This is a genomic window from Vreelandella titanicae BH1, assembly GCF_000336575.1.
GTDB classification, from domain to species: Bacteria; Pseudomonadota; Gammaproteobacteria; order Pseudomonadales; family Halomonadaceae; genus Vreelandella; species Vreelandella titanicae.
The window spans coordinates 1-20,865 of the sequence record NZ_AOPO01000004.1 but is presented as its reverse complement, the minus strand read 5'-3'; the positions used below and the strand labels follow the sequence as shown (position 1 = coordinate 20,865).

Sequence of the window (20,865 nt, the reverse complement as noted above, 5' to 3'; positions counted from 1 at the left end):
TGCTCTTTAACGGGTGTCCTGCTCCAGCCACGTCAACGTGGCGAGCGCCTCTTCCCGGTTCTCGCCGCACACACTAGCGTCAAAGTTAAACCGCTCGCAGACCCTGGGGCGGCTCGGATCCCCGAACAAACGACACAGGTTATCCTCGTCTAACTGCACGCAGCGAACGCCCGCCGGCTTGCCCTCAGGCATGCCGGGGATAGCTGAGCTAATTGAAGGCGCGATGCAGCAGGCGCCACACCCCGCACGACACCCTTCACTCATAGCCTAGCACTTGGACTAGGTGAACATACGGCAATCGCGCCCTTGTTGATGCCCTCAAAGGCCTGGATACGCGTGGTTACGCCGCTTTGCGTGGCAACCTCTTTTGCCAGCCAGGCGGCGATATTTTCTACCGTGGTGGGGCCGGGGAGGACTGCGCATAGCGACTGTGGCAGCGTAATGGAGAAATCACCTTGGGCGGCGCGATAGCCGCAGGTAAGGAAATCGTTATCCCGTGAGGTGATATCCGCCTCTTCAAGCAGGTAGCGATTTTCCAGCCATGCGGCCCACTGTTGTTCGAGCGTAGGTTGACGCAGCTCTTGCTGAAAGATGTGTAGCCGTGAACGGTGGCCGTGAGCGATACGCTGGCAGTTGCCTAAATGGCGCTTCAGGCCGTGCGAGTAGCCATAGGCAGCGCCATCGACGGCCTCGTCGCTAAGCGTAAGGGTAACCTGATGGACATTCTCAGGCCGTTCTTCAGTCAGCTGCTGACTTAAGTGCTCCGCGACCGTGTCAAGCTCAATGGTTTGCCACGGCAGCAGGCTAAACGCCTCCTTGGGGCCGCGCACTTCCATCGGATAGGGCGTGGTGGTTCGCACGCACACACCTTCGGGGCACTCCGTCACCGTGACCCCAGGCGCCTGAGTAGGTACCAGCAGAGTATGATCGAGGCCGCTGTCTAGCGTGCGCTTGATCCACGGCTTGACTTCACCAAAATCGAACAGAATGCCATCTTCGCCCAGCTCGCCATCCAGCACTGCGTCCACCTGCCAGCTGCAGCCTACTAGGCCGCGCTCGGAACACCAAAGGGAAACGTCAATATGGGTCAGTTGGTTCACGAATAGGGACATTAATCAAAACCTGCTAATTTGTGCATTTGTAGCGATAGGCGCCACTGGGGGTTAGCCATGCAGTAGGCGGTCGCTTCAGCCACGGTGGTCTTATCCTGATTGAGAGGGGCAAGATCCATCGGCTGTAGAAAGAAGTGGCGAAACCCTAGGCCTGAAAACTGCTCCGGGGGAGCGTCCACCTGAGGGTAGACAAGCTTTAACTCGTCGCCTTGGGTAATGGCTAGCGGATTGCTACCCTTAGGGCTGACACACAGCCAGTCAATACCTGGTGGCGGAGCCAGCGTACCGTTGGTCTCGACGGCCACCTCAAACCCATGGCTATGCAGTGTGGCAATCAGCGCTGCGTCAAGCTGCAGCAGCGGCTCGCCGCCGGTAAACACCACATAGGGCGTCGCATGCGACTTGGCGTCACCGAGTTGGCTGGGCCAGAGTCCGGCAATGTGTTCAGCGAGGGCGGTGGCAGTGGCAAACTTGCCGCCATTGATGCCGTTAGTGCCAATAAAGTCAGTATCGCAAAAGGTGCATTTAGCCGTCGCCCGATCAATTTCACGGCCCGACCACAGATTGCAGCCACTGAAACGACAGAAAACGCTCGCTCTGCCCGCTTGGGCACCTTCCCCCTGGAGGGTGTAAAAGGCTTCTTTGACCTGATACATCAGCGCTGACCTACTGCGCTGTCTACGCTGTAAGCCAATGGATCGGTAACACCGTTGGCGGCAAAGGCGTCCAGCCGCTCGCGGCAGCTGCCGCATACGCCGCAGGCAAGTTCACGGCCTTCGTAGCAGGTCCAGGTATGGCGGTAATCCAATCCCATTGCCAGGCCTTCACGCAGTATGTCGGCCTTGCTTACTTTGAGATAAGGGGCGTGTAGCTTCACTGGCTCGAAGTTGGCGATGCCCGCGACATGGTTCATTGCCTCGACGAACTCGGGGCGGCAGTCGGGGTAGAGAATGTGGTCGCCGCCATGGGCACCGTAGTCGACTCGTTCTGCGCCAATGTTCACAGCCTTGGCAATCGCCAGGGAGAGCAAAATCATATTGCGATTGGGTACGACGGTAGCGCGCAGGTTGTCCGCATCATAGTCGCCCTGGGGCATTGCTTGGTCTGGATTGGTGAGCGCCGAATTATCAATCAGGCCGTGTATGGCGCGAATATCGACTACTTGATGGGGTAGCCCCAGCGAGGCGCACACTTGGCGTGCAGTGTCGAGTTCGCGGGCATGCCGCTGACCATAGTCAAACGAAAGCGCGTGTACGCTAAGCCCTTCTCGCAGCGCGCGATGAAGCACGGTAAAAGAGTCCATTCCACCGGAATAGATAACGACGGTTGTGGTGGCTGTATCAGCCGCCACTGGGGGTATTGATGACATGAGAAAACACTCTTTGTCGGAGAATTTATTAATCGCGAGCAGCGTTTAGCTGACGCGGCGTTCCGGGGTCCGGTCCGGAAGGGCGGCAGTTTACGCAATAGCCGTTAGTCTGACCAGTTCTAGCGCTGACCATGTACCTGATTGAAGTAAAAAAGTGCGTAGGCGGGCAGCATGAATATCAACATGCTACGCTATCCATCCATGTCGTTAGAGGCGAACCAATGGCAACTATTGAACATAGTGAAATCATTAACGCTCCGCCCGAACGAGTGTTTGAACTATTGCGTCGTGTCGAGGATTTTGCCGATTACTCGGATCTGATTCGCTCAATAGAAACGCTGGGCGAAAACCGTTACCGCTGGCACGTACGTGCCGTGGGCATGGACTGGGCGTTTGATGTCATGGTTACCGAGGTTCAGCCGCCTTATGTGCTTGCCTGGGAGTCCTTGGATGGTGTGAAGAACCAGGGACGTTATCGCCTTCGCGAGGTGCCAGAAGGTACCGAAGTGGCATTAACGTTGAGCTATGAAATTCGCAACCGCTTAATGGAGAAAGCCGTCAACAAAGCGGCCAAGCCACTAGTCGGCAAAGTCAGCCGACAAATTCTTGAGCGCGTTGAGGCACGTTTAAATCAGTAGCGCCGCTTAGCAGCGCATTGGTGATCAGGCCACCGACTTATTGTGGTTTATGCATTGAGGCGTCAAGGTGGTCAACGACCTCTGCCCAGTCGGCATCGTCATCTACGGCTTCTTTCAGAAATTCTGCCTGGCCCTCGTTCCAGCAGGGAGCTTCAGACAATGGCATCGTTTCCGGAAGTGGGGCGTTGCGCTGGATAAAGCGCTCGATTGAAGCTGCATCAGACGCCAATCCCAACTGCTCGAATAGTTCGCTGAAATGGTGTACCGGCTTTTCCATAATCTGTTGCTCCTTCAAACGGTTAGAATGCTCCCTATAACATAGCTTGATTCTCAGTCTGCGCCAGCACACAAAAGCCTTTGTTTGATCAACGTTCGCCAACCAGTGGTGTTAAAAAGCGCTGTCGTTGATCTTCTAACGCGAGTGGCTGGGCCAGTAAATGGGCTAGCTTGGTGAACGCCGCCTCCGGCGTCATATCATCGCCTGCCACAACGCCTGCATCGCTCAGGCCGTGACCTGCCGCATAAGCACCCAGGTGGACACTGCCCTGCGGGCACTGGCTAATGGCGGCAAGCAGTTTGCCTTCGCCGGTGGCTCTGGCAAGTACGTTAAGCAAGTGGGGATCGTCGGGGAGGTTACCCGCGCCCCAGAGCTGAAGTAACGCCCCTTTTACCCGTGAATCACTCAACCAAGCATCCAGCTGCCAGGCTGCTACGCCCGGCCAAAGAGCGATGCGCACGATCTCTCCCTGATTGACCAGGCGGTAGTCGGGGAGCTCGAAACGTGGCGCGCCACGCTGCTGCAGGCCAAGCCCACGGCTGGGGTAATAAACGAAATCATCGCCTACCCGCTCACCGAGCAGTGGGTAGTTGGGGCTTGCGAAGGCGTTGGCTGCTTCGCTGTGCTGCTTAATGGCGCGGGCACCCCGCAGCAATTGCCCTGCAAAGTAAATCGCCACTTCTTGGAGCTCAGGCTTGTCAGCGAACTGCAGCGCGCCGTGCAAATTGTGCAAGGCATCGCTGTCGGGCGATTCTAGTGGCAACATCGAGCCCGTGACGACCACTGGCCGATCTAGCCCCTGGAGTTGATAGGCGAGGCTGGAAGCGGTCCAGCTGAGTGTGTCAGTGCCGTGAATAATCACGAAACCGGCGAAGGCCGTTAGCCGGTCGTCGATATCCTGGGCGAGCTGTTGCCAAGTGAGCGGGGTGGCCGCACTTGAGTCAATCAACGTGGTGTAGCTGACGACCTTATAAGGTGGAAGGGATTGCTGTTGGGCAAGCGGTAGCTGGCTCAGGGCCTTTGCCATGCGAGTGGCAAAGTCACCGCTAGGCGCAAGCCCTTCAGCATGCTGTTGCATACCGATAGTGCCGCCGGTGTAAATGACTAATATTCGCTCTTGGGCGGGAACGCTGCTGGCAAGAGGGGAGTGAGGGATCATCGCCATCTCCTGGGGCTTTGTGCGAAACCTGCTAAGTGGGTCTTACGCGCTGTATCAAAAGTTCGCCGCTCTGGTCATCTAGACGCTGATTACGGCCCGCCAGTAGCGCAAAGCCACAACAAACCGTGATCAGAATAATCAATAACCAAGCGATTTGTGATGTGTTGGCGCCTGTTTGCAGCATAACTCCCACACCAAAAGGCCCAAGTGCTGCCAGTGTATAACCACCGCCCTGAACCAGCCCGGAAAGCTGACCGGCAAGGCGGGAGTTGGCCGTGCGTAAGACGAGCAGACTCAGTGCCAGGCTAAAGCTGCCGCCTTGACCGATACCCAGTAAAGCGGCGCCTGGCCATTGCCACACTAATGGCGCAATAAGTAGCATCCATAGGCCAATGGCGGTGCTAAGCAGCACAGCCAATAGCGCGGGACGCTGGTCACGCCCCATACGTGCAAGCCAGGGGGCGCCTAGCGCGGAGGCTAGCTGGCACATAATAGAAACCGCCATTGTCCAGCCCGCATCGGCCTCGTTATAACCGCGATCAACCAGCAGAGTAGGCAGCCAGCCAAATACGATGTACGCCATGGACGACTGAATGCCCATGAACAGCATGACGTGCCAGGTAAGCGGTTGCTTAAGAAGCCGTAAAATACCGCTTTTGGGCGCTGTCGGCGTGTTGGCCATTGTGGTTCGGGGCATTTGGAAGTGCCAAAGCACCAGTGCGAACAGCGCCAGCAGTGACCAGCTCATCAAACTCGCCTGCCAACTGCCGAGCAGTTGCGTTAATGGGACGCTAAATCCAGCCCCTAAGGCGCCACCTAAGCAGAGTGCCATGGTGTATAAACCGGTAAGCAGGTCGGCACTATCGGGAAGTTCACGCTTAACCAGGGCCGGTAGCAGGGTGCCGCCAATGCCGATCGCACAGCCTGCCATCGCCGAGCCAATAAAGAGCCCACCGGGGAAAGGTAAACCACGTAAAACCAACCCCGCAGCCAGTAGTGCCAGTGCCGAACTTAGCGCCCGTTCACTGCCTATACGTCTAGCCAGGGCAGGGGCAAGCGGGGCGGAGAGGCCTAAAAACAGCACGGGGAGCGTGGTGAGTAACCCCGCAGCGGTAGCGGAAAGCCCCGCGCTTTCTTGCAGGCGAGTAAGCAGTGGGGCAACCGAAGACATGGCGGGGCGTAAATTAAGCCCCACCACGACCATCAGCAAAATAAACGTAACCGAGCGACGCGTTGCCATGCTAGTGCTTACTTGAGGTGGGGACGCAAGTCTCCGCGAACGGCATCGAGTAGCGTAATGAAGTGGTAATCCTGGGGAGTATCCAGGCAGTCGACCCTGACGTTTGTGCGCATGCCTTTATCCATATTCAACTGGTCAAATATTTCTAAAGTAAGCTTGCGAGCAGGTTTATCGCCCGGCGCCATGATGCCATCTTCAAGGGTAAAAGTTTCAAGCAGGGTGACACGTACGCGGGTGCTATTGCCTTCGCTCAGTACTCGGCGTACAAAAAGCCAGCCTTCGCAGGGGAGGGCGTGGTTGTCATCCCGTTGGCGCAAGAAAATCGTGCGGTAGCAGGCCCCTTCGATCGAGGCCTTTTCAGCCATACTGCGGTAGGCTTGAAGCACCTGATTAGCTGACGCACGGGCGTCCTCTAAACGCTGCACGATCCCTTGATGTTCGCGGCTGAGCTGCTCTTGACGTTGGAACGTCAGCCATTGGCGATACTCGGCCATCAGTTGAGAAGACGCCATAATCACTCCGTGAAAAGTATTGGCTAAAATAGCTGCTGGAAACAGCGGCTTGGAATATGCAAAGGCGACACCTTCGCATATTCCTGCGCTCTGAGCTAGCGCCGCGCGCGGCGTTTACGCTCGCCGCCGGTATTGGCACTCTGGCCTTCGGGCTTGCGTTTGGCGCGAGGCTGACGTTGGTTGCGTCGACCATTCTCGATGGGCTCAGGTTTGATACTGGGGTCGGGCTCAAAGCCAGGTTCAATGTGCTTTGTTAGCTTCTGCTTGATTAGCCGCTCAATATTGCCCAGCAGGGCATCTTCATCGACACACACCAACGAAACGGCTTCGCCATTGCTGCCCGCACGGCCGGTGCGGCCAATGCGGTGGACATAATCTTCCGCCACGTTGGGTAGGTCAAAATTGACGACGTGGGGCAACTCATTGATATCCAGGCCGCGAGCAGCGATATCGGTGGCCACGAGTACCTGCAGGTCGCCGCTCTTAAATGCCGTTAGCGCGCGAGTGCGAGCTCCCTGGCTTTTATTGCCATGGATAGCCATGGAAGGGATGTCCTGCTTGGAGAGCTGCTCTGCAAGGCGGTTAGCGCCATGTTTGGTGCGCGTAAATACCAGAACCTGGAACCAGCCGTTCTGTTGAATTAAGTGAGCCAGCAGTTCGCGCTTCTTCTCGCGGTCGACACGGTAAATGGCCTGCTCAATTTTGTCGGCTGTGGCATTCCGTGGCGCTACCTCAATCATCGCCGGGTTATCCAGCAACTGTTGTGCCAGGGTTTGGATCTCGTTAGAGAATGTCGCCGAGAACAGCAGGTTTTGGCGCTTTTTAGGCACCAGGCGCAGCAGGCGCTTAATGTCGTGAATGAAGCCCATATCCAGCATACGGTCAGCTTCATCAAGCACTAAAATCTCAACGCAGGAGAGATCCACATGCCCCTGCTGGTGAAGATCCAGCAGGCGGCCAGGGGTAGCTACAAGTACATCCAAACCGGCTTTTAGGGCATCGATTTGAGGCTGCTGGCCAACGCCACCAAAAATAATGTGGGAGCGCAGTGCCAGATGTTGACCGTAGGTCGACACGCTTTCGCCTACTTGAGCGGCAAGCTCACGGGTAGGGGTTAGCACCAGTGCACGTACCTGACGCTTTGTAGGTCGTTTGCCAGTATTTAGACGTTGCAGCATTGGCAGCGTAAAACCAGCGGTTTTACCCGTGCCGGTTTGGGCGCTGGCCAGCATGTCACGACCTTCTAGTACGACGGGGATAGCCTGTCGTTGTATCGGGGTAGGCTCGGTGTAACCTTGCGCTGTAACAGCGCGTAATAAATCGGCGTGCAGGCCAAGTTCAGAAAAGCTCATGCGTTCTCCGCAGTCACCTAGTGAGTTAATACCGGTAAGTGGCTGTTATCACTAGATGTAATGTTCAAAAAGCGAGGTTGATTCACCTTCGCGGCAGCGAAGTGTGCCAGATAATTCAGTGTGCCGCGATGGTCGTTGGGTAGCCGTGGATGACCGTGACAGGAGACGTGAAGGTTATAGCGCCAAGCAGCACTATCATCCTGGTGTGCACGGACACACCAGAAAACTACGTGTCAGTAATAAGCCGAGTAGTGTAACACGGTTATAGGGCCTCAGCTTGTTTCGCTGAATCGTTCCAGCGATGGGGCCTGGGCATGCAGTGGGATTAACCGCGCTAAAGTAGCCGCAGGCAAATCAAGCTGGGCCACTTCCTTGGGGGCTAATGTAAAAAAGTGCTCAGGGGTGAAAACACCAAGTTGAAACAGTTGGCGGGCCGTGGCTGGTCCTATGCCGTCGAGCCCCAGTAGTTGTCGCGCAAAGAGGGTGATAAAACGACTGTTTTGCTGTTCATCAAAATCGACGCTAGCCATTTGATAATAGTGCCCAGCTTGAATAGTAATAAACTGCTCAATGCGCTGAAGCGCGGCTAGCGTTGTGGCATCGTGAGCCTGGGCTGCTAACTGATCGCGCAGGGCATCGTGGCTATTTAAAGCCGTCTCGAGGACTCCTTGAGTCGGTTCGCCCTCAAGCAGTGCCGTTGCGGTATGCATTAGGGCGTTAATGGCATCGCGTAGTTGTTCAGCGGGCAGACCTGTGGTCTGGCTTGGTTCAGCTGGCATATTGACATCCCTGAGAGGGTTAGCATTAAGCGTAGTGCAGCAAACTCAGTTTAGAAAAGGACTGATTAATCAAAATAATCGCCCTGACGTATTTTAGTGGCGATAAGTTCGGCAGCTTGATCCCAGCTATCACTTAATGCACGCACCAGGGCGGGATAGCCATCTTCTGAAAGAGGCGTTTCGGCATAGAAAGTTTCCATCTCTAACAGCTCGCCGGCATCGTTTAGCAATTGCCATTGGCCGCTAGCCACGGCGATACCATCAAAGCGGCCCTGGAATTGATCTACGTTCAGGCGCAGGGTGAGGGCGTTGGATTGATCACCTTCACCACGCATAACCCTAAGTGTTGGCAACGCTTTGGATAGATTGGCGCGCACTCTCCGCTCTAATTGCCTGCCTAAGCCTTCTGCCCACTGGTGTTCCCGAGCGGCATTCAGTGTAATGTCGTCTAGCTGCATCACAATGCCGTCGACATCCAGGTAGTGGGCTAGCCGTGGTGCGCTCACTATAAGCGTACCCTCGGGCTGGCGGGGTGTGCTAGCCAATGGGTCGCTTGGCAGCATATAGCGAGCGGGGGGCGTGACACTGCTGGCGCAGGCGGATAGCAACAAGCAGATCAGCAGCAGTGAATATCTCATCCATGTAAACATCGTTCGCTCCTTAATCACGTGGCGCACGCGGTATGGGGTCTTGAGCATCCAGATTATCAAACAACAGTGCTCTGGGATTGTCGTTGAGCGTGCGAGTCAAAGGCTGCAGGTCACGCATCAAGCGATCCAGTCGCTCAATGGCGGTTGTCAGCTCTTGATAGGCCGGCGATGACGGCGATAGCCCCTGTAGCGTGCTGCGCAATTCCTCCAGGGTTGCGTTGAGGTTGCCGCCCACAGCCTGGGTTTCAGGATCATTGAGCAATTGATTAAGAGAGGCGCTCACGTCGCGAACCTCATTCAGCATGCTCTCAGAAGCTTGAAGGTTACTATCCAAACCGGTTAACAGCGGTTCAACCTCAAGGGCGTTTAGTTTCTCAAGTAGATCGGTTACCTGGGCCTGTATCTGAGCAAAGCCGCCTGCTACGGTGGGGAAGACATCTCGATCTGAGAAGCGCTCGGCGACATACTCATCGGCAAGGTCGCGGTGGAAGTTCAAGTCTACAAACAGAGCGCCCGTTAACAGGCTGCCACTTTTTAGCGAGGCGCGTAGTCCGAGGCCGAACATGCGTTGGAATCTCGCCTTCCACTCTTCCAGGTTAATATCGCTATTTTCGATCCCTAGGCGCTGAGGTTCGACTCTGATCAGTACGGGGATGGCAAAGCGTGCCCGTGAGTCGGGCTGCGGAGCGGTAAAGTTCCAGGGTACGGCGGCAACGGTGCCCATGCGTACCCCGCGAAACTCTACCGGTGCGCCTTTGGAGAGTCCGCGTACCGTTTCATCGACCAGCAGTACATACTCCAAATAACGATTAAAGGTTCCTTCCCGAGCGGCATCCTCATCAGCGTAGAGAGTGAACCGTGTGTTGGCTTCAACCGGCTGACCCATGGGCAGATCTTCGGGCACGCCGAAAGTAACGCCGCCACCCAGCAGCGCTTCCAATGACTCAACGTTAACCCGAACGCCGTCGGCGTCTAAGCGGAAATCGACACCACTAGAGGTCCAGAAGCGAGTGCTGTCGGTGACTAAGTCTGTATATGGCTCCTCAATAAATAGCTGATGTTGCATGGTGCGTGACTCAGGCTCGAAACTATTTTCTTCGATGCGTCCCACTGTGTAGCCCTGATAGGAGACCGGGTCACCGACGCGTAGTGAGTTACCTAACTGGCTCGTCAAGCTAAGACGCAGTCCCGCTTGGCCAGCGGGTGCAACAGGGGGGATATCGCTAACGGGGAATTCTCGCCGTGGTGCTTCCTCTGTGCCTGGCTCAAGCTGTATATAAGCGCCAGAGAGCACGGTACCCAACCCACTAATGCCTTCACGGCCAATGCGCGGTTTAACCACCCAAAAGCGGGTATCTTCGCGCAGAAGGTCCTCCACTTCCGGCTGAATACGAGCGGTCAGCACTGCATGGGAAAGGTCGTCAGACAGGCGCACGCTTTGTACGCGGCCTACTTCAACATTACGGCTGCGAATCAGCGTATTGCCCGCCTCAATGCCCTCAGCACTCTCCATGGTCAGCGTCACCTGGGTTCCACGACTAGCGTAATTGTCGTAAACCAGCCATAACCCAATAGCAATCGCGACGATCGGTACCACCCAAATGGGCGATAATCTGGTCTGGTGCGATATTTTGGCCTTATTTAGCTCCTGATCGTTAATCGGGTCAGTGTTTGACGATTCTGTTTCGTTAGCCATCAACAGGTTCCTTGGTGGCCGCTTTACGGCGAAGAAGAGGGTGACGATGTGGAAGAGGGGTATCCCAAATTAAGCGCGGGTCAAAGGTCATTGCTGCAAGCATGGTTAACACAACCACGGCGCCGAAGGCGAGCGACGCAGGGCCTGGCGTAATTGACATCAGGGAGCCAGCGCGAATCAGTGCCACTAAGATAGCCACCACGAAGACATCGACCATTGACCAGCGACCAATAAATTCTGTTAGACGATACAGCCGCGTGCGACTTTGAGCGTTGAGCGCACTGCTACGCTTAACCACCAAACAAAGCCAAGTTAGCGCAACGAGTTTACCTACAGGTACGATAACACTGGCGATAAAGATAACCGCTGCGATCGGCCAGGAGCCCATCTGGATCAGTTGAACAACGCCACCAATAATCGTCGAAGGCGAGGAGTTGCCTAGGCTAGTAGTAGTCATAATGGGGTAGATATTGGCTGGAATATACATAATGGCAGAGGCGCCCAGCAGTGCCCAGGTGCGTTGCAAGCTGTTAGGAAGCCGCTGATGAAGCTTTTCATGGCAGCGAATGCAATGCCCATGGCCCTGGGGCGATAGGCGGTTAATCAGTCCGCAGGTTGGGCAGCCGGTCAGCCCTTGTTCACCAGCGGGTAGGCCTGTCCGGGTACCTTCGGGAGCCAGTGGTTCTCCCTCAAGCGAGAACCACATCCAATCGGCATCCAGGGACTGGCTTGTCATCAACAGCAGCAGCGCAAATGCACAAAACGCCCAGAAGGAGATACCTATTTCCACATCGGCCAGGCCCGCTATTTTTATCAGGCTTACCAAGGCGCCAATAATAAAGACATCGGCCATCATCCACGGCGTTAAATGCGCCAGTGAGCGTGCAATATCGCGACTAAACGGCAGGGGGCGATCGCGAAGTAGTCCAAATTGAAGCCAAAGAACGCCAAGCAAATACACGGCTGGCAGCACCACTATGGTCATAATGACGGCGATAGCCACCACGGGTTGGTGAAAGCCAATCAGTGTGGTGGCGGTCTGGGTCAGCTCGATGCGGTTGCTTACTCCGCTGACCGTAAAGCTAATAAACGGAAACGACACTGCCAGCATTAGTGCGACAAGCGAGGCGATGGCCAGGGCCATACTGCGCTGAGCGGGGTAGCGATGGCGCTTAACCAACACGTGTGAGCAGCGTGGACAGCTTGCTTTCTCGCCAGAATTTAACGGCGGTAGCGCGGATACCCAATCGCATTCGTGGCAGGCACGCAAACGCCGTCGCTGAGTTCTAACCTCAGGCGGCAAGCTGTCAACAATGGGGGCGTTGACGGGCAGTGGACGGCGCTTAATCAATTTTTGTGGGCGCAAAAACCAAAACTCTCAGTGCGAACCCCTAGCAAAACTACTAGGATGTGGCGGATTAAGCATGTCAAACACGCATTTTAGCAAGTCTATGTCACTGAAATAATGTTTAAAAACATAGTCTGGCCGCTTGACCAATGGGTTAGTTTAGACAACGATGCTGCGGCGCAATGGCGAACAGTTAGATTCGACCTGATTGGCCGCGTACTTCCGCGTCAGGTTTACGTGCTAGTGTCGCCATATAGTGGCAGGCATTGCTAGTAATAGCATCTTACTGCCGTTGCAATGAAGTGTTGCTCAGAAGCACAACCTATAAAACAGTACCGATCATTATGTCATGAAGGAAATGAAATGTTGCTTCCCACATTAGCAGTTGTAGTTGGATTGATCTTACTGGTTTGGAGCGCCGAGAAATTTATCGACGGCGCGGCGGCAACCTCTCGTTGGCTTGGTTTGTCACCCCTATTGATCGGTATGCTGGTGATTGGGTTTGGTACTTCGGCGCCGGAAATGATGGTATCCGTGCTGGCGGCGCTGGATGGAAATCCAGGTTTGGCGGTGGGGAATGCTTATGGCTCAAATATTGCCAATATCGGTTTAATTCTCGGCTTGGTAGCCCTTGTTGCACCACTGTCGGTGCACTCTAGCGTTATCCGTAAAGAGATGCCGATATTGATGCTGGTCATGTTAGCAACGGGCCTAATGCTGCTGGATGGATTCGTCGCGCGTTGGGAGGCCGTTGGCCTGTTGCTGGCATTGGTTGTCTTTATCGTTGTGAGCATTCTGCGTTCTCGCAATCAGTCCGACGATGCGCTGGTGTCTGAGGTCGCTGAAACCCTGGATAGCAAGCCGATGTCTCGCGGTAAAGCCATCATGTGGACGCTGGTGGGGTTGGTGCTGCTTATCGCTAGTTCGCGGCTTCTGGTGTGGGGAGCCGTTGAAATTGCACTGCGCTTTGGTGTGAGCGATTTGATTATTGGTTTGACCGTAGTCGCCATCGGGACGTCGCTCCCTGAGCTTGCTTCCTCGATTACTGCCCTGCGTCGAAAAGAGCACGATATGGTGCTAGGCAACGTGGTTGGGTCTAACCTGTTTAATAGCTTGGCGGTGGTCGGCCTCGCCGGTGTCATTGCGCCGATTGAGGCAGGGCGAGAGGTGCTCGTGCGCGACTGGAGCGTGATGACCGGTATGACGCTGCTGATGATCCTGTTTGCGTTTTCTTGGCGTGGTCGTCCGCGGCGCATTAATCGCTTGGAGGGGGGGATTCTGCTGGCGCTGTTTGTCGCGTACACCAGCTATATGGTCAGCGTCGTTATTATGTCGCGATAGTGCCTACTTTGCCATACCGCACCGCAAGGGTAATTGGTGCGTCAATGCGACCCATCTTGGACATCCGGCTACTGTAATACAATGGCTGTCCAAGAGGGGCGCTAGTGACGGAAGCTAAGTTGCGTGAAGCAAAGTAACGCAGGAATAGTAGTGTAAAAAACTAGCGTAAAGAAATAAGCTTAGTGCTTATAACTAAAAGTGCACTGCCATAAAGGCTCAACTAAGCTTGTGTTAGCCCATTGATGGGATATCGATTAGGTCTTAGGAGAGTGAAATGGAACTTGATCCGCTGGTTTTATCGCGATTGCAATTTGCATTCGTTGTGTCGTTTCACGCTATCTTCCCCGTATTTACGATTGGTCTAGCGTCTTATATTGCGCTGCTCCATGGTCTGTTCTTCACAACGAAGAACCCTGCATGGGATCGCCTCTCGCTATTCTGGACAAAGGTGTTTGCCGTTGTCTTTGGGATGGGGGTGGTGTCAGGCATCGTTATGTCATTCCAGTTTGGCACTAACTGGAGCAACTTTTCCCAGGCCTCTTCGAATTTCCTCGGCCCCATGCTCAGCTATGAAGTTGTCACCGCGTTCTTCTTAGAGGCAGCCTTCCTGGGCGTCCTGCTATTCGGCCGCGGTAAGGTGCCTCAAGGGGTTCATTTATTTGCTGCCATTATGGTGGCGGTGGGCACCTTTATTTCTTCTTTCTGGATTCTATCCGCTAACAGCTGGTTGCATACCCCTGCGGGCGTAGAGTTAGTTGACTTCCGCTTCCACGTGACCTCCTGGAGCGAGGCGATCTTTAATCCGTCGTTTCCTTACCGCTTTATGCATATGGCCGTTGCCTCATTCTTGACCGGTGGCTTCGTTGTCGCTGGGGTGAGTGCTTGGTTTCTGTTGCGCGATCGAGACCCGGAAGCGAATCGCCGAGCTCTCTCTATGTGCCTCTGGCTGCTGCTTTTTTTGGCACCGACTCAGGCCGTCATCGGCGATTTTCATGGCATAAACACCCTGGAGCACCAGCCGACTAAAGTGGCTGCCATGGAAGGGCACTGGGAAACCTCTGGCAATGTGCCGCTGCTGCTGTTTGCCATTCCTGATCAGGAAGCACAAACCAACCACTTTGAGCTGGCTATTCCGAACTTGGCCAGCATTATCTTGACTCACTCTGTTGATGGGGAGGTGCCGGGGATTAATGAAGCGGCGCCTGAAGAGCAGCCGCCAGTGCTGATCGTCTTCTGGGGCTTCCGAGTTATGGTAGGGATTGGTCTGCTAATGATTGCGGTGGCGCTGACGGGGCTGGTGTTGCGCCGCAAAGGGCGTATCTATGACAAACGTCTATTCTTAAAAGGCCTGACGGCAATGATTCCCATGCCGTTTGTGGCTGTTTTGGCGGGCTGGATCGTCACAGAGTCAGGCCGTTCTCCTTGGTTGGTGTACGGCATGATGACCCATGCCGAGGGCTTAACCCCGTCGCTCACCGGCCCTATGGCGCTGTTTACGCTGATTGGCTATGCCTTGGTCTACGGCGTGGTGTTTTACGCGGGCATTTATTACCTCACCCGTGTGGTGCGTAACGGCATGCTGCCGGAAGAGGAACGCGAAACCACCGACGAGAACTTCAAGCGCCCCATGCGGCCTATGTCGGCGGCGCATACACCTTTTGATGATGACGTTGACCCGGTGAGGAGCTAGACATGGAAATGTTTGATCTAACGTTAGTTTGGGCCTTCATCATCGGTTTCGGCATCATGATGTATGTGCTTATGGATGGGTTTGATTTGGGGTTGGGTATTCTCTACCCCTTTGCTCCCGATGAAGATGCCCGGGATGTGATGATGAATTCGGTGGCGCCAATTTGGGACGGCAATGAAACATGGCTAGTGCTCGGCGGGGCTGGGCTATTAGGCGCTTTCCCACTGGTCTACTCGGTGTTCTTGCCTGCGCTTTACATCGGCGTTTTCTTAATGTTAGCAGGCTTGATCTTCCGTGGCGTAGCCTTTGAGTTTCGCTTTAAATCTCGCCGTAACCGCCGCTGGTGGAACCGCGCTTTTTGCTGGGGGTCGGCGGTTGCCGCCTTTGCGCAAGGTGCCGTGGTAGGGGCCTATATCCAGGGCTTTCCGGTTGAAGATTTTGCCTATGTGGGCGGTGCCTTTGACTGGCTAACGCCTTTCTCGGTGCTAACGGGGCTTGGCTTGATGGCAGGCTACGCGCTGTTAGGGGCAACTTGGCTAATACTGAAATCAGAGGGGCATGTGCAGGATTGGGCCTATAAAATCACTCCACTGCTGCTGGCACTGGTGCTGTTTGTTTTTGCGGTGATTAGCCTCTGGACGCCGTTTGTGAATCCTTTGGTCTGGGAGCGCTGGTTCGGCAATATTCAACTGATTTGGGTTTTCCCATTTGCTGCCTTGGCTTGCGCTTTTGTGGTTTTCCGTTCGGTGCAAAAACGGCGTGAAGGGGTGCCTTTCCTGGCCACTATCGGCATTTATGTCTTCACCTATTTAGGCCTGATCGTCAGTAAATGGCCGGTGATCGTGCCGCCGGATTATACGCTGTGGGATGCGGCTTCTTCGCCGGAGTCACAGCTGTTCCTGCTGGTAGGTATGGTATTCGTTATCCCGATTATATTGACCTATACCGCCTGGACCTATTGGGTGTTCCGCGGCAAGGTACGTGTAGGCGAGGGATACCACTGATTCATGGTAACTGAAGACACGCTTTCTCTTACGCCGCGCAGTTGGCTGCAAGCGTTGGCTAAGGGAGAGCGTAAACGTCTGCTTGGTTCAGCGCTTTGTGGCGTGTTGGCAGGTAGTCAAACGATAGTCGTGGTGGTTGGGCTTGCGTGGCTTATTGATCAGCTAGTGGTGCATCATCGATCACCCATTTCTCTATTACCGATATTTTCCCTTCTGGTGGGCAGTGTGCTGTTACGCGCTGCCTTTCAGTGGGGGCATGAAACATTAAGCCTGGAGGCGAGCCTGCGAATTCGACAGCGTGCCAGAGCTCAGCTGTTGGATAAACTGTCTGCCTTGGGCCCGGTGTGGCTTACCAATCAGCATAGCGGCTCGCTGGCAAATCAGGCGGTTGAGCATATAGATGCGCTGGAAGGTTATTTCGCGCGTTTTTACCCTCAACTGCGCATTACGTTCTGTTTGCCGCTATTGATTCTGGCGGTGGCGGGTTGGCTGGATTATCTGGTGGCGCTGTTCCTGCTGCTTTCTGCACCGCTTATTCCACTTTTTATGGCATTGGTTGGCATGGGAGCTGAGCGCCTTAATCGCGACCAGTTCGTTGCGGTATCGCGATTGTCAGCGCATTTTATTGACCGTGTGCGCGGTATGACCACACTGCAGCTTTTTGGCCGTACTTCAGCCGCACAGCAGGATGTTTGGTATGCCACGGATGGTTATCGACGTCTTAGCATGCGTACCCTTCGGTTGGCTTTTCTCTCATCGGCAGTGCTGGAGTTTTTTTCCTCGGTCGCGATTGCGGTTGTGGCTATGTATGTCGGTTTCGGCCTGCTGGGCTACATCGAGTACGGGCCGGCAGCATCGTTGACGCTTTTTTCGGGCTTAGCGGTGTTACTGCTCGCGCCTGAATTTTTCCAACCGCTGCGCACGCTTTCTCAGCATTACCATGATCGCGCGGCGGCACTCGGTGCCGCCGAGAGCGTGGTGAATATCCTCAATCAGCCAAGTTTGGTGAGTGGGCATCACTATATGGCTCCGCGGTCAGATAGGTCGGCCATTGAGTTAAAGGCTGCTTGCGTTGCTTATCCTAGCCGTGGGCAAGTGATAGGCCCTATCGATCTCACCATTCAGCAGGGTGAGGTAGTGGTGCTTAGCGGTGTCTCCGGTAGCGGCAAGTCAACGCTGTTAGCGCTGCTCGCGGGCTTTATCGCCCCAAGCGCTGGCAAGTACCTTCGACAAGAAAGTAGCCGCTATGCCTGGCTGGATCAGCAGCCCTGTCTCTTGCACGGCAGTTTGATCGATAACCTACGGTTGGCGGCGCCCGAAGCTTCCCGTGGAGAAATGCTTGCCGCACTCCATCGCGCTGGTTTTGGGCCTCTGTTAACTCAGCTACCCGAGGGTCTGGATACGTTAATCGGCGAGCGTGGGGTAGGGTTATCGGGTGGCCAAGCTCAACGCCTTGCCCTCGCGCGAGTGTATCTTAGCAATGCGCCGTTGGTGCTGTTAGATGAGCCGACGGCGAGTTTAGATCAAGAGACAGAGCAGTTCGTGATGGCTGCTTTGCTTGAGCTTGCCCAAGAGGGGCGCACCCTGGTCATAGCGACCCACCATCCGGCCGTGATCGCCGCCGCTCAACGCCATCTGGCTTTTGAACAGGGTGAACTGGTAGAGGTGGACTCATGATGGCTATTTACCGTGACTTCCGCCCTTGGCTGCTGCTCTTAGTGCGCCGCCGCAGGCGCTTTTTGGTGGGCGCCTTGCTGGTTTGGGTCACCCTGATGGCCGGGCTTGCGCTGCTGGGGTTGTCGGGTTGGTTTATTACCGCTAGTGCTTTGACCGGTATCGCTTTAGCGCTGGGTATTCCTGCGCGGCTCGATGTTTATGTTCCCGGTGGTGGCATTCGTTTCTTCGCCTTGGCGCGCACTATCGCGCGCTATGTCGAGCGTCTCTATAACCATAATACGGTGTTAACGCTGCTTGCCGACTTGCGTTATCGGGTATTCGGCCATTTAACACGCTTCGACGACGCTCGCTTGCAGGGTGAGCGTGCCAGCGACTGGCTGAGCCGTTTAACGGCTGATATCGACACCCTGGATAATTTTTATCTGCGACTCTTGGTGCCACCATTGGTGGCGCTGCTTGGTGTATTGGCTGTGTCGCTTTTTGTGGCTATTTGGTTACCCAGCATTGCCGTGCTGATGGCGGTGACGCTGGGCTTGCTCTGGCTGGTAGCGACCTTGTTAGCGGCTGCCTGGGGATTTTCGCAAAGCTATCAGCAGGTGGTTGACCAGCAGTCGTTGCGCCGCCTAGTGGTCGACCAAGTACAGGCCTCGGCTGAGTTGATGAGCTATCAAACGACCCAGTGGCACCGGACGATGATCGCGACTCAAGAGCAGCAAGCGTTCGGCAATCAGCGCCGCTTGGGGCGTAAAGCGGCGCTAATAAACTGCCTGGTGAGTGTCATAAGCGGATTAATGGTAGTGGCAGTTATGTGGTTCGCTAGCCTGGTATTTAGCCAGCAGCTGGTCACGGGCCCTGTTTTGGTGATGGTTGCATTGATAGTGCTGGGGGTGAATGAGGCGTTTATCGCACTACCTGCTAGCTTTATCAAGCTGGGCGCTAGCTATGCAGCGGTGCGTCGGTTAAATGCGCTAACCAGCGATTCATCGTCGGCTGCCCCTGTTGTTACGCTACCTGAAGATGTTGATCTCAGCGTTCAGGTTAATCAGCTCTCTCTGCGCTATGCGCAAACATTAGAGCCCGCGCTAAGGTGTATTAATTTTCAACTACCCGCTGGAAAGCGAGCGGTGATTACCGGCAATTCTGGTGCCGGAAAATCGTCTTTAGCCAGTGTGTTGATGGGACGCTTACAAGCAACTCAGGGTGAGGCGATGGTGGGTGGCGTGCCAGTGTGGCAGCTCTCGGTCGAAAGCCGTGCTAATCACTTTGCTATGCTCACTCAGCAGGTGGATCTGTTTGATGCCTCTATTGCTGAGAACCTGCGTATTGCCAACCCCACCGCAAGCGATGAAAACCTCTGGGAGGTATTGAAGGCCGTTGCCTTGGATGGTTGGGTTGAGCAACTGCCGAAAGGCTTAGCCACGTCGGTGGGCGAAAAAGGCCAGCAGCTATCGGGTGGTCAAGGTCGGCGTTTGGCATTAGCACGGCTAATGCTTTGCAGTCCTCAAGTGGTGATTCTTGACGAGCCATTTGCAGGCGTTGATGCGGTGACGGCAAACCACCTTGCGGCTTCCCTGGATCAATGGCTGCTTAATCGAACGGTTATATTCTTTGTCCATCAAGTTGGTTCACTGAACCCATTGCCTGGGGTCGAGTACCACTGGCATTTAGATGCCGGTAGACTTAGCCAGTTCGCACTTAAAGAATCGGTAATGAGCGATATTGATTAATTGATAAGAGATAGCCAGGAGCCCTCCATGCACGAATTTTTACGCAATCTTCCTAAAGTAGAGCTCCATTTGCATATCGAAGGCTCGCTGGAACCAGAGCTAATGTTTGCACTAGCACAGCGTAATGGGATTGAGCTGCCCTATACGACAGTTCAAGAAGCCAAAGATGCTTACCACTTCAATGATCTGCAGGGGTTCCTGAATCTCTATTTTCAGGGCATGAGCGTGCTGCGTAACGAGGAAGATTTTTACGACCTGGCGATGGATTATTTCAAGCGCGCGCGGGAGGAGGGTGTTGTGCATATCGACATGCACTTTGACCCCCAGGCGCACCTACAGCGTGGTGTGCCGCTTGAAGTGGTAATGGCTGGGCTATTAAAAGCTAAGCAGGAGGCAGAGGATAACCTCGACCTCTCTATCGGCATGATTATGGCTTTTCTCCGCGACCGTCCCGCAGAGGAGGCGTTGCATGTACTTGAGCAAGCCGCTCCCTATTGGAAAATGCTAGATGCCATCGGTCTGGATAGCGCTGAACAAAACAACCCACCGGTAAAATTTGTTGAGGTGTTTAAGCGCGCTAAGCAGCTTGGGCTTGTGCGCGTGGCCCATGCCGGGGAGGAAGGCCCCGCAGACTATATTAAAGAAGCCCTGGATATCCTTGATGTTCAGCGCATTGATCACGGGGTGCGCTGTTTAGAAAGTGATGTGCTAGTTGAGCGTTTGCGCAGTGAACAGATTGTTCTAACGGTTTGCCCACTTTCAAACGTCAGCTTAAAGGTAGTAGAGGATTTGCGTGATCATCCGCTGCCCAAGCTTTTGGCTGAAGGGCTCAAAGTAACCATTAGTTCGGATGACCCCGCCTATTTTGGTGGCGGTATGTTGACCAATCACATTGCTTGCGCCGATGCGTTTGACTGGGATGAGGCGGTTTTTCGTCAGATAACCCGCAACGCCATTGAGGAAGCCTTTACTAGCCCAGGCCGACGCGAAGAACTTCTCGCTCGTTTAGCTGGGGTATAGCATTACAGCGCCTAGTCACACAGACTAGGCGCTGTTTTAATCAGATGCAGTGCTAGGTTTTTACTCATAAATATTCAAATCGCTGTTGACCCTGGCGGTGAATCGGGTAGTATACGCACACGTCAACGGGGCACGGCCTCATCGACTAGCTCTTTAACAATTTGATCAGGTAATTCATGTGGGCGCTTGCTGATGTTGGTGACAAATCACCAAATATCAAGGCAAGCGACTCAAGCAATTAAGGTTTTAAAGGATTCGTCCTTTGATATCTGTT

Annotated in this window: 20 protein-coding genes; 7 read left to right on the top strand and 13 right to left on the bottom strand. The window is 54.7% G+C overall.

Annotated elements, in window-relative coordinates; genetic code table 11:
- Window positions 1-6 precede the first annotated feature (6 nt).
- Genes HALTITAN_RS09120 through queC form a run of 4 tightly spaced genes read right to left on the bottom strand, consistent with a single transcriptional unit; the run spans window position 7 to window position 2,481 of the window.
- Window positions 7-264, bottom strand: a complete 258-nt coding sequence (locus tag HALTITAN_RS09120; protein WP_022523263.1) for a YkgJ family cysteine cluster protein — start codon at window positions 262-264, stop codon at window positions 7-9.
- The gene (locus HALTITAN_RS09115; protein ID WP_009286915.1) at window positions 261-1,112 is read right to left on the bottom strand and encodes a 6-carboxytetrahydropterin synthase; all 852 of its coding nucleotides are present in this window, start codon (window positions 1,110-1,112) and stop codon (window positions 261-263) included. Before HALTITAN_RS09115 ends, HALTITAN_RS09120 begins: the two co-directional genes overlap by 4 nt.
- On the bottom strand, window positions 1,112-1,768 hold the full coding sequence (queE, locus tag HALTITAN_RS09110) for a 7-carboxy-7-deazaguanine synthase (protein WP_022523265.1): 657 nt from the start codon (window positions 1,766-1,768) through the stop codon (window positions 1,112-1,114). The genes HALTITAN_RS09115 and queE overlap by 1 nt, the downstream gene beginning before the upstream one ends.
- Entirely contained in the window at window positions 1,768-2,481 is a 714-nt protein-coding gene (gene queC, locus HALTITAN_RS09105) for a 7-cyano-7-deazaguanine synthase QueC (RefSeq protein ID WP_027957447.1), read from the bottom strand. Before queC ends, queE begins: the two co-directional genes overlap by 1 nt.
- A gap of 221 nt (window positions 2,482-2,702) precedes the next feature.
- On the opposite strand from queC, the gene HALTITAN_RS09100 reads away from it, so the two are divergent.
- Window positions 2,703-3,119, top strand: coding sequence for an SRPBCC family protein (locus HALTITAN_RS09100; RefSeq protein ID WP_022523267.1), 417 nt, complete (start codon window positions 2,703-2,705; stop codon window positions 3,117-3,119).
- 37 nt (window positions 3,120-3,156) lie between these two features.
- On the opposite strand, the gene HALTITAN_RS09095 is transcribed toward HALTITAN_RS09100, so the two are convergent.
- From HALTITAN_RS09095 to HALTITAN_RS09055, 9 genes are all read right to left on the bottom strand, one after another.
- Window positions 3,157-3,396, bottom strand: a complete 240-nt coding sequence (locus HALTITAN_RS09095) for a DUF2789 domain-containing protein (RefSeq protein ID WP_027957446.1) — start codon at window positions 3,394-3,396, stop codon at window positions 3,157-3,159.
- An 88-nt stretch (window positions 3,397-3,484) separates the two neighbouring features.
- Window positions 3,485-4,561, bottom strand: coding sequence for an asparaginase (locus HALTITAN_RS09090; protein WP_009286913.1), 1,077 nt, complete (start codon window positions 4,559-4,561; stop codon window positions 3,485-3,487).
- Between the two features lie 25 nt (window positions 4,562-4,586).
- The gene (locus HALTITAN_RS09085; protein ID WP_039859021.1) at window positions 4,587-5,795 is read right to left on the bottom strand and encodes a CynX/NimT family MFS transporter; all 1,209 of its coding nucleotides are present in this window, start codon (window positions 5,793-5,795) and stop codon (window positions 4,587-4,589) included.
- A gap of 8 nt (window positions 5,796-5,803) precedes the next feature.
- Window positions 5,804-6,307 (bottom strand): hypothetical protein, encoded by a 504-nt coding sequence (locus HALTITAN_RS09080; RefSeq protein WP_027957443.1) that lies wholly within the window; start codon window positions 6,305-6,307, stop codon window positions 5,804-5,806.
- Window positions 6,308-6,402: 95 nt separating this feature from the next.
- Window positions 6,403-7,659 carry a DEAD/DEAH box helicase gene (locus HALTITAN_RS09075; RefSeq protein ID WP_009286911.1) on the bottom strand — a complete coding sequence of 419 codons (1,257 nt, stop codon included), beginning with the start codon at window positions 7,657-7,659 and terminating at the stop codon, window positions 6,403-6,405.
- A 272-nt stretch (window positions 7,660-7,931) separates the two neighbouring features.
- Window positions 7,932-8,438 (bottom strand): helix-hairpin-helix domain-containing protein, encoded by a 507-nt coding sequence (locus HALTITAN_RS09070; protein WP_009286910.1) that lies wholly within the window; start codon window positions 8,436-8,438, stop codon window positions 7,932-7,934.
- Window positions 8,439-8,503: 65 nt separating this feature from the next.
- A complete protein-coding gene (locus HALTITAN_RS09065; protein WP_039859019.1) occupies window positions 8,504-9,088 on the bottom strand; it encodes a PqiC family protein in 585 nt (194 codons plus the stop codon).
- A 10-nt stretch (window positions 9,089-9,098) separates the two neighbouring features.
- Window positions 9,099-10,784: an intermembrane transport protein PqiB gene (gene pqiB, locus HALTITAN_RS09060; RefSeq protein WP_039859017.1), complete on the bottom strand. Its 1,686-nt coding sequence runs from the start codon at window positions 10,782-10,784 to the stop codon at window positions 9,099-9,101.
- Window positions 10,777-12,150, bottom strand: coding sequence for a paraquat-inducible protein A (locus tag HALTITAN_RS09055; RefSeq protein ID WP_009286909.1), 1,374 nt, complete (start codon window positions 12,148-12,150; stop codon window positions 10,777-10,779). Before HALTITAN_RS09055 ends, pqiB begins: the two co-directional genes overlap by 8 nt.
- Before the next feature lie 345 nt (window positions 12,151-12,495).
- On the opposite strand from HALTITAN_RS09055, the gene HALTITAN_RS09050 reads away from it, so the two are divergent.
- The 6 genes from HALTITAN_RS09050 to HALTITAN_RS09025 all read left to right on the top strand — a co-directional run bounded on the left by HALTITAN_RS09050 (window position 12,496) and on the right by HALTITAN_RS09025 (window position 20,591).
- On the top strand, window positions 12,496-13,473 hold the full coding sequence (locus tag HALTITAN_RS09050; RefSeq protein ID WP_027957440.1) for a calcium/sodium antiporter: 978 nt from the start codon (window positions 12,496-12,498) through the stop codon (window positions 13,471-13,473).
- 274 nt (window positions 13,474-13,747) lie between these two features.
- Window positions 13,748-15,163: a cytochrome ubiquinol oxidase subunit I gene (locus HALTITAN_RS09045; RefSeq protein WP_009286908.1), complete on the top strand. Its 1,416-nt coding sequence runs from the start codon at window positions 13,748-13,750 to the stop codon at window positions 15,161-15,163.
- A gap of 2 nt (window positions 15,164-15,165) precedes the next feature.
- The gene (gene cydB / locus HALTITAN_RS09040) at window positions 15,166-16,167 is read left to right on the top strand and encodes a cytochrome d ubiquinol oxidase subunit II (RefSeq protein WP_009286907.1); all 1,002 of its coding nucleotides are present in this window, start codon (window positions 15,166-15,168) and stop codon (window positions 16,165-16,167) included.
- Window positions 16,168-16,170: 3 nt separating this feature from the next.
- A complete protein-coding gene (gene cydD, locus HALTITAN_RS09035) occupies window positions 16,171-17,844 on the top strand; it encodes a thiol reductant ABC exporter subunit CydD (RefSeq protein WP_009286906.1) in 1,674 nt (557 codons plus the stop codon).
- On the top strand, window positions 17,841-19,571 hold the full coding sequence (cydC, locus tag HALTITAN_RS09030; RefSeq protein ID WP_009286905.1) for a thiol reductant ABC exporter subunit CydC: 1,731 nt from the start codon (window positions 17,841-17,843) through the stop codon (window positions 19,569-19,571). The genes cydD and cydC overlap by 4 nt, the downstream gene beginning before the upstream one ends.
- A gap of 27 nt (window positions 19,572-19,598) precedes the next feature.
- The gene (locus HALTITAN_RS09025) at window positions 19,599-20,591 is read left to right on the top strand and encodes an adenosine deaminase (protein WP_027957439.1); all 993 of its coding nucleotides are present in this window, start codon (window positions 19,599-19,601) and stop codon (window positions 20,589-20,591) included.
- Window positions 20,592-20,865 lie beyond the last annotated feature (274 nt).

Bases quoted from the DNA above. Each gene is read 5' to 3' on its own strand.
- HALTITAN_RS09120 (WP_022523263.1), bottom strand. From the start codon at position 264: ATGAGTGAAGGGTGTCGTGCGGGGTGTGGCGCCTGCTGCATCGCGCCT.
- HALTITAN_RS09115 (WP_009286915.1), bottom strand. From the start codon at position 1,112: ATGTCCCTATTCGTGAACCAACTGACCCATATTGACGTTTCCCTTTGG.
- queE (WP_022523265.1), bottom strand. From the start codon at position 1,768: ATGTATCAGGTCAAAGAAGCCTTTTACACCCTCCAGGGGGAAGGTGCC.
- queC (WP_027957447.1), bottom strand. From the start codon at position 2,481: ATGTCATCAATACCCCCAGTGGCGGCTGATACAGCCACCACAACCGTC.
- HALTITAN_RS09100 (WP_022523267.1), top strand. From the start codon at position 2,703: ATGGCAACTATTGAACATAGTGAAATCATTAACGCTCCGCCCGAACGA.
- HALTITAN_RS09095 (WP_027957446.1), bottom strand. From the start codon at position 3,396: ATGGAAAAGCCGGTACACCATTTCAGCGAACTATTCGAGCAGTTGGGA.
- HALTITAN_RS09090 (WP_009286913.1), bottom strand. From the start codon at position 4,561: ATGGCGATGATCCCTCACTCCCCTCTTGCCAGCAGCGTTCCCGCCCAA.
- HALTITAN_RS09085 (WP_039859021.1), bottom strand. From the start codon at position 5,795: ATGGCAACGCGTCGCTCGGTTACGTTTATTTTGCTGATGGTCGTGGTG.
- HALTITAN_RS09080 (WP_027957443.1), bottom strand. From the start codon at position 6,307: ATGGCGTCTTCTCAACTGATGGCCGAGTATCGCCAATGGCTGACGTTC.
- HALTITAN_RS09075 (WP_009286911.1), bottom strand. From the start codon at position 7,659: ATGAGCTTTTCTGAACTTGGCCTGCACGCCGATTTATTACGCGCTGTT.
- HALTITAN_RS09070 (WP_009286910.1), bottom strand. From the start codon at position 8,438: ATGCCAGCTGAACCAAGCCAGACCACAGGTCTGCCCGCTGAACAACTA.
- HALTITAN_RS09065 (WP_039859019.1), bottom strand. From the start codon at position 9,088: ATGTTTACATGGATGAGATATTCACTGCTGCTGATCTGCTTGTTGCTA.
- pqiB (WP_039859017.1), bottom strand. From the start codon at position 10,784: ATGGCTAACGAAACAGAATCGTCAAACACTGACCCGATTAACGATCAG.
- HALTITAN_RS09050 (WP_027957440.1), top strand. From the start codon at position 12,496: ATGTTGCTTCCCACATTAGCAGTTGTAGTTGGATTGATCTTACTGGTT.
- HALTITAN_RS09045 (WP_009286908.1), top strand. From the start codon at position 13,748: ATGGAACTTGATCCGCTGGTTTTATCGCGATTGCAATTTGCATTCGTT.
- cydB (WP_009286907.1), top strand. From the start codon at position 15,166: ATGGAAATGTTTGATCTAACGTTAGTTTGGGCCTTCATCATCGGTTTC.
- cydD (WP_009286906.1), top strand. From the start codon at position 16,171: ATGGTAACTGAAGACACGCTTTCTCTTACGCCGCGCAGTTGGCTGCAA.
- cydC (WP_009286905.1), top strand. From the start codon at position 17,841: ATGATGGCTATTTACCGTGACTTCCGCCCTTGGCTGCTGCTCTTAGTG.
- HALTITAN_RS09025 (WP_027957439.1), top strand. From the start codon at position 19,599: ATGCACGAATTTTTACGCAATCTTCCTAAAGTAGAGCTCCATTTGCAT.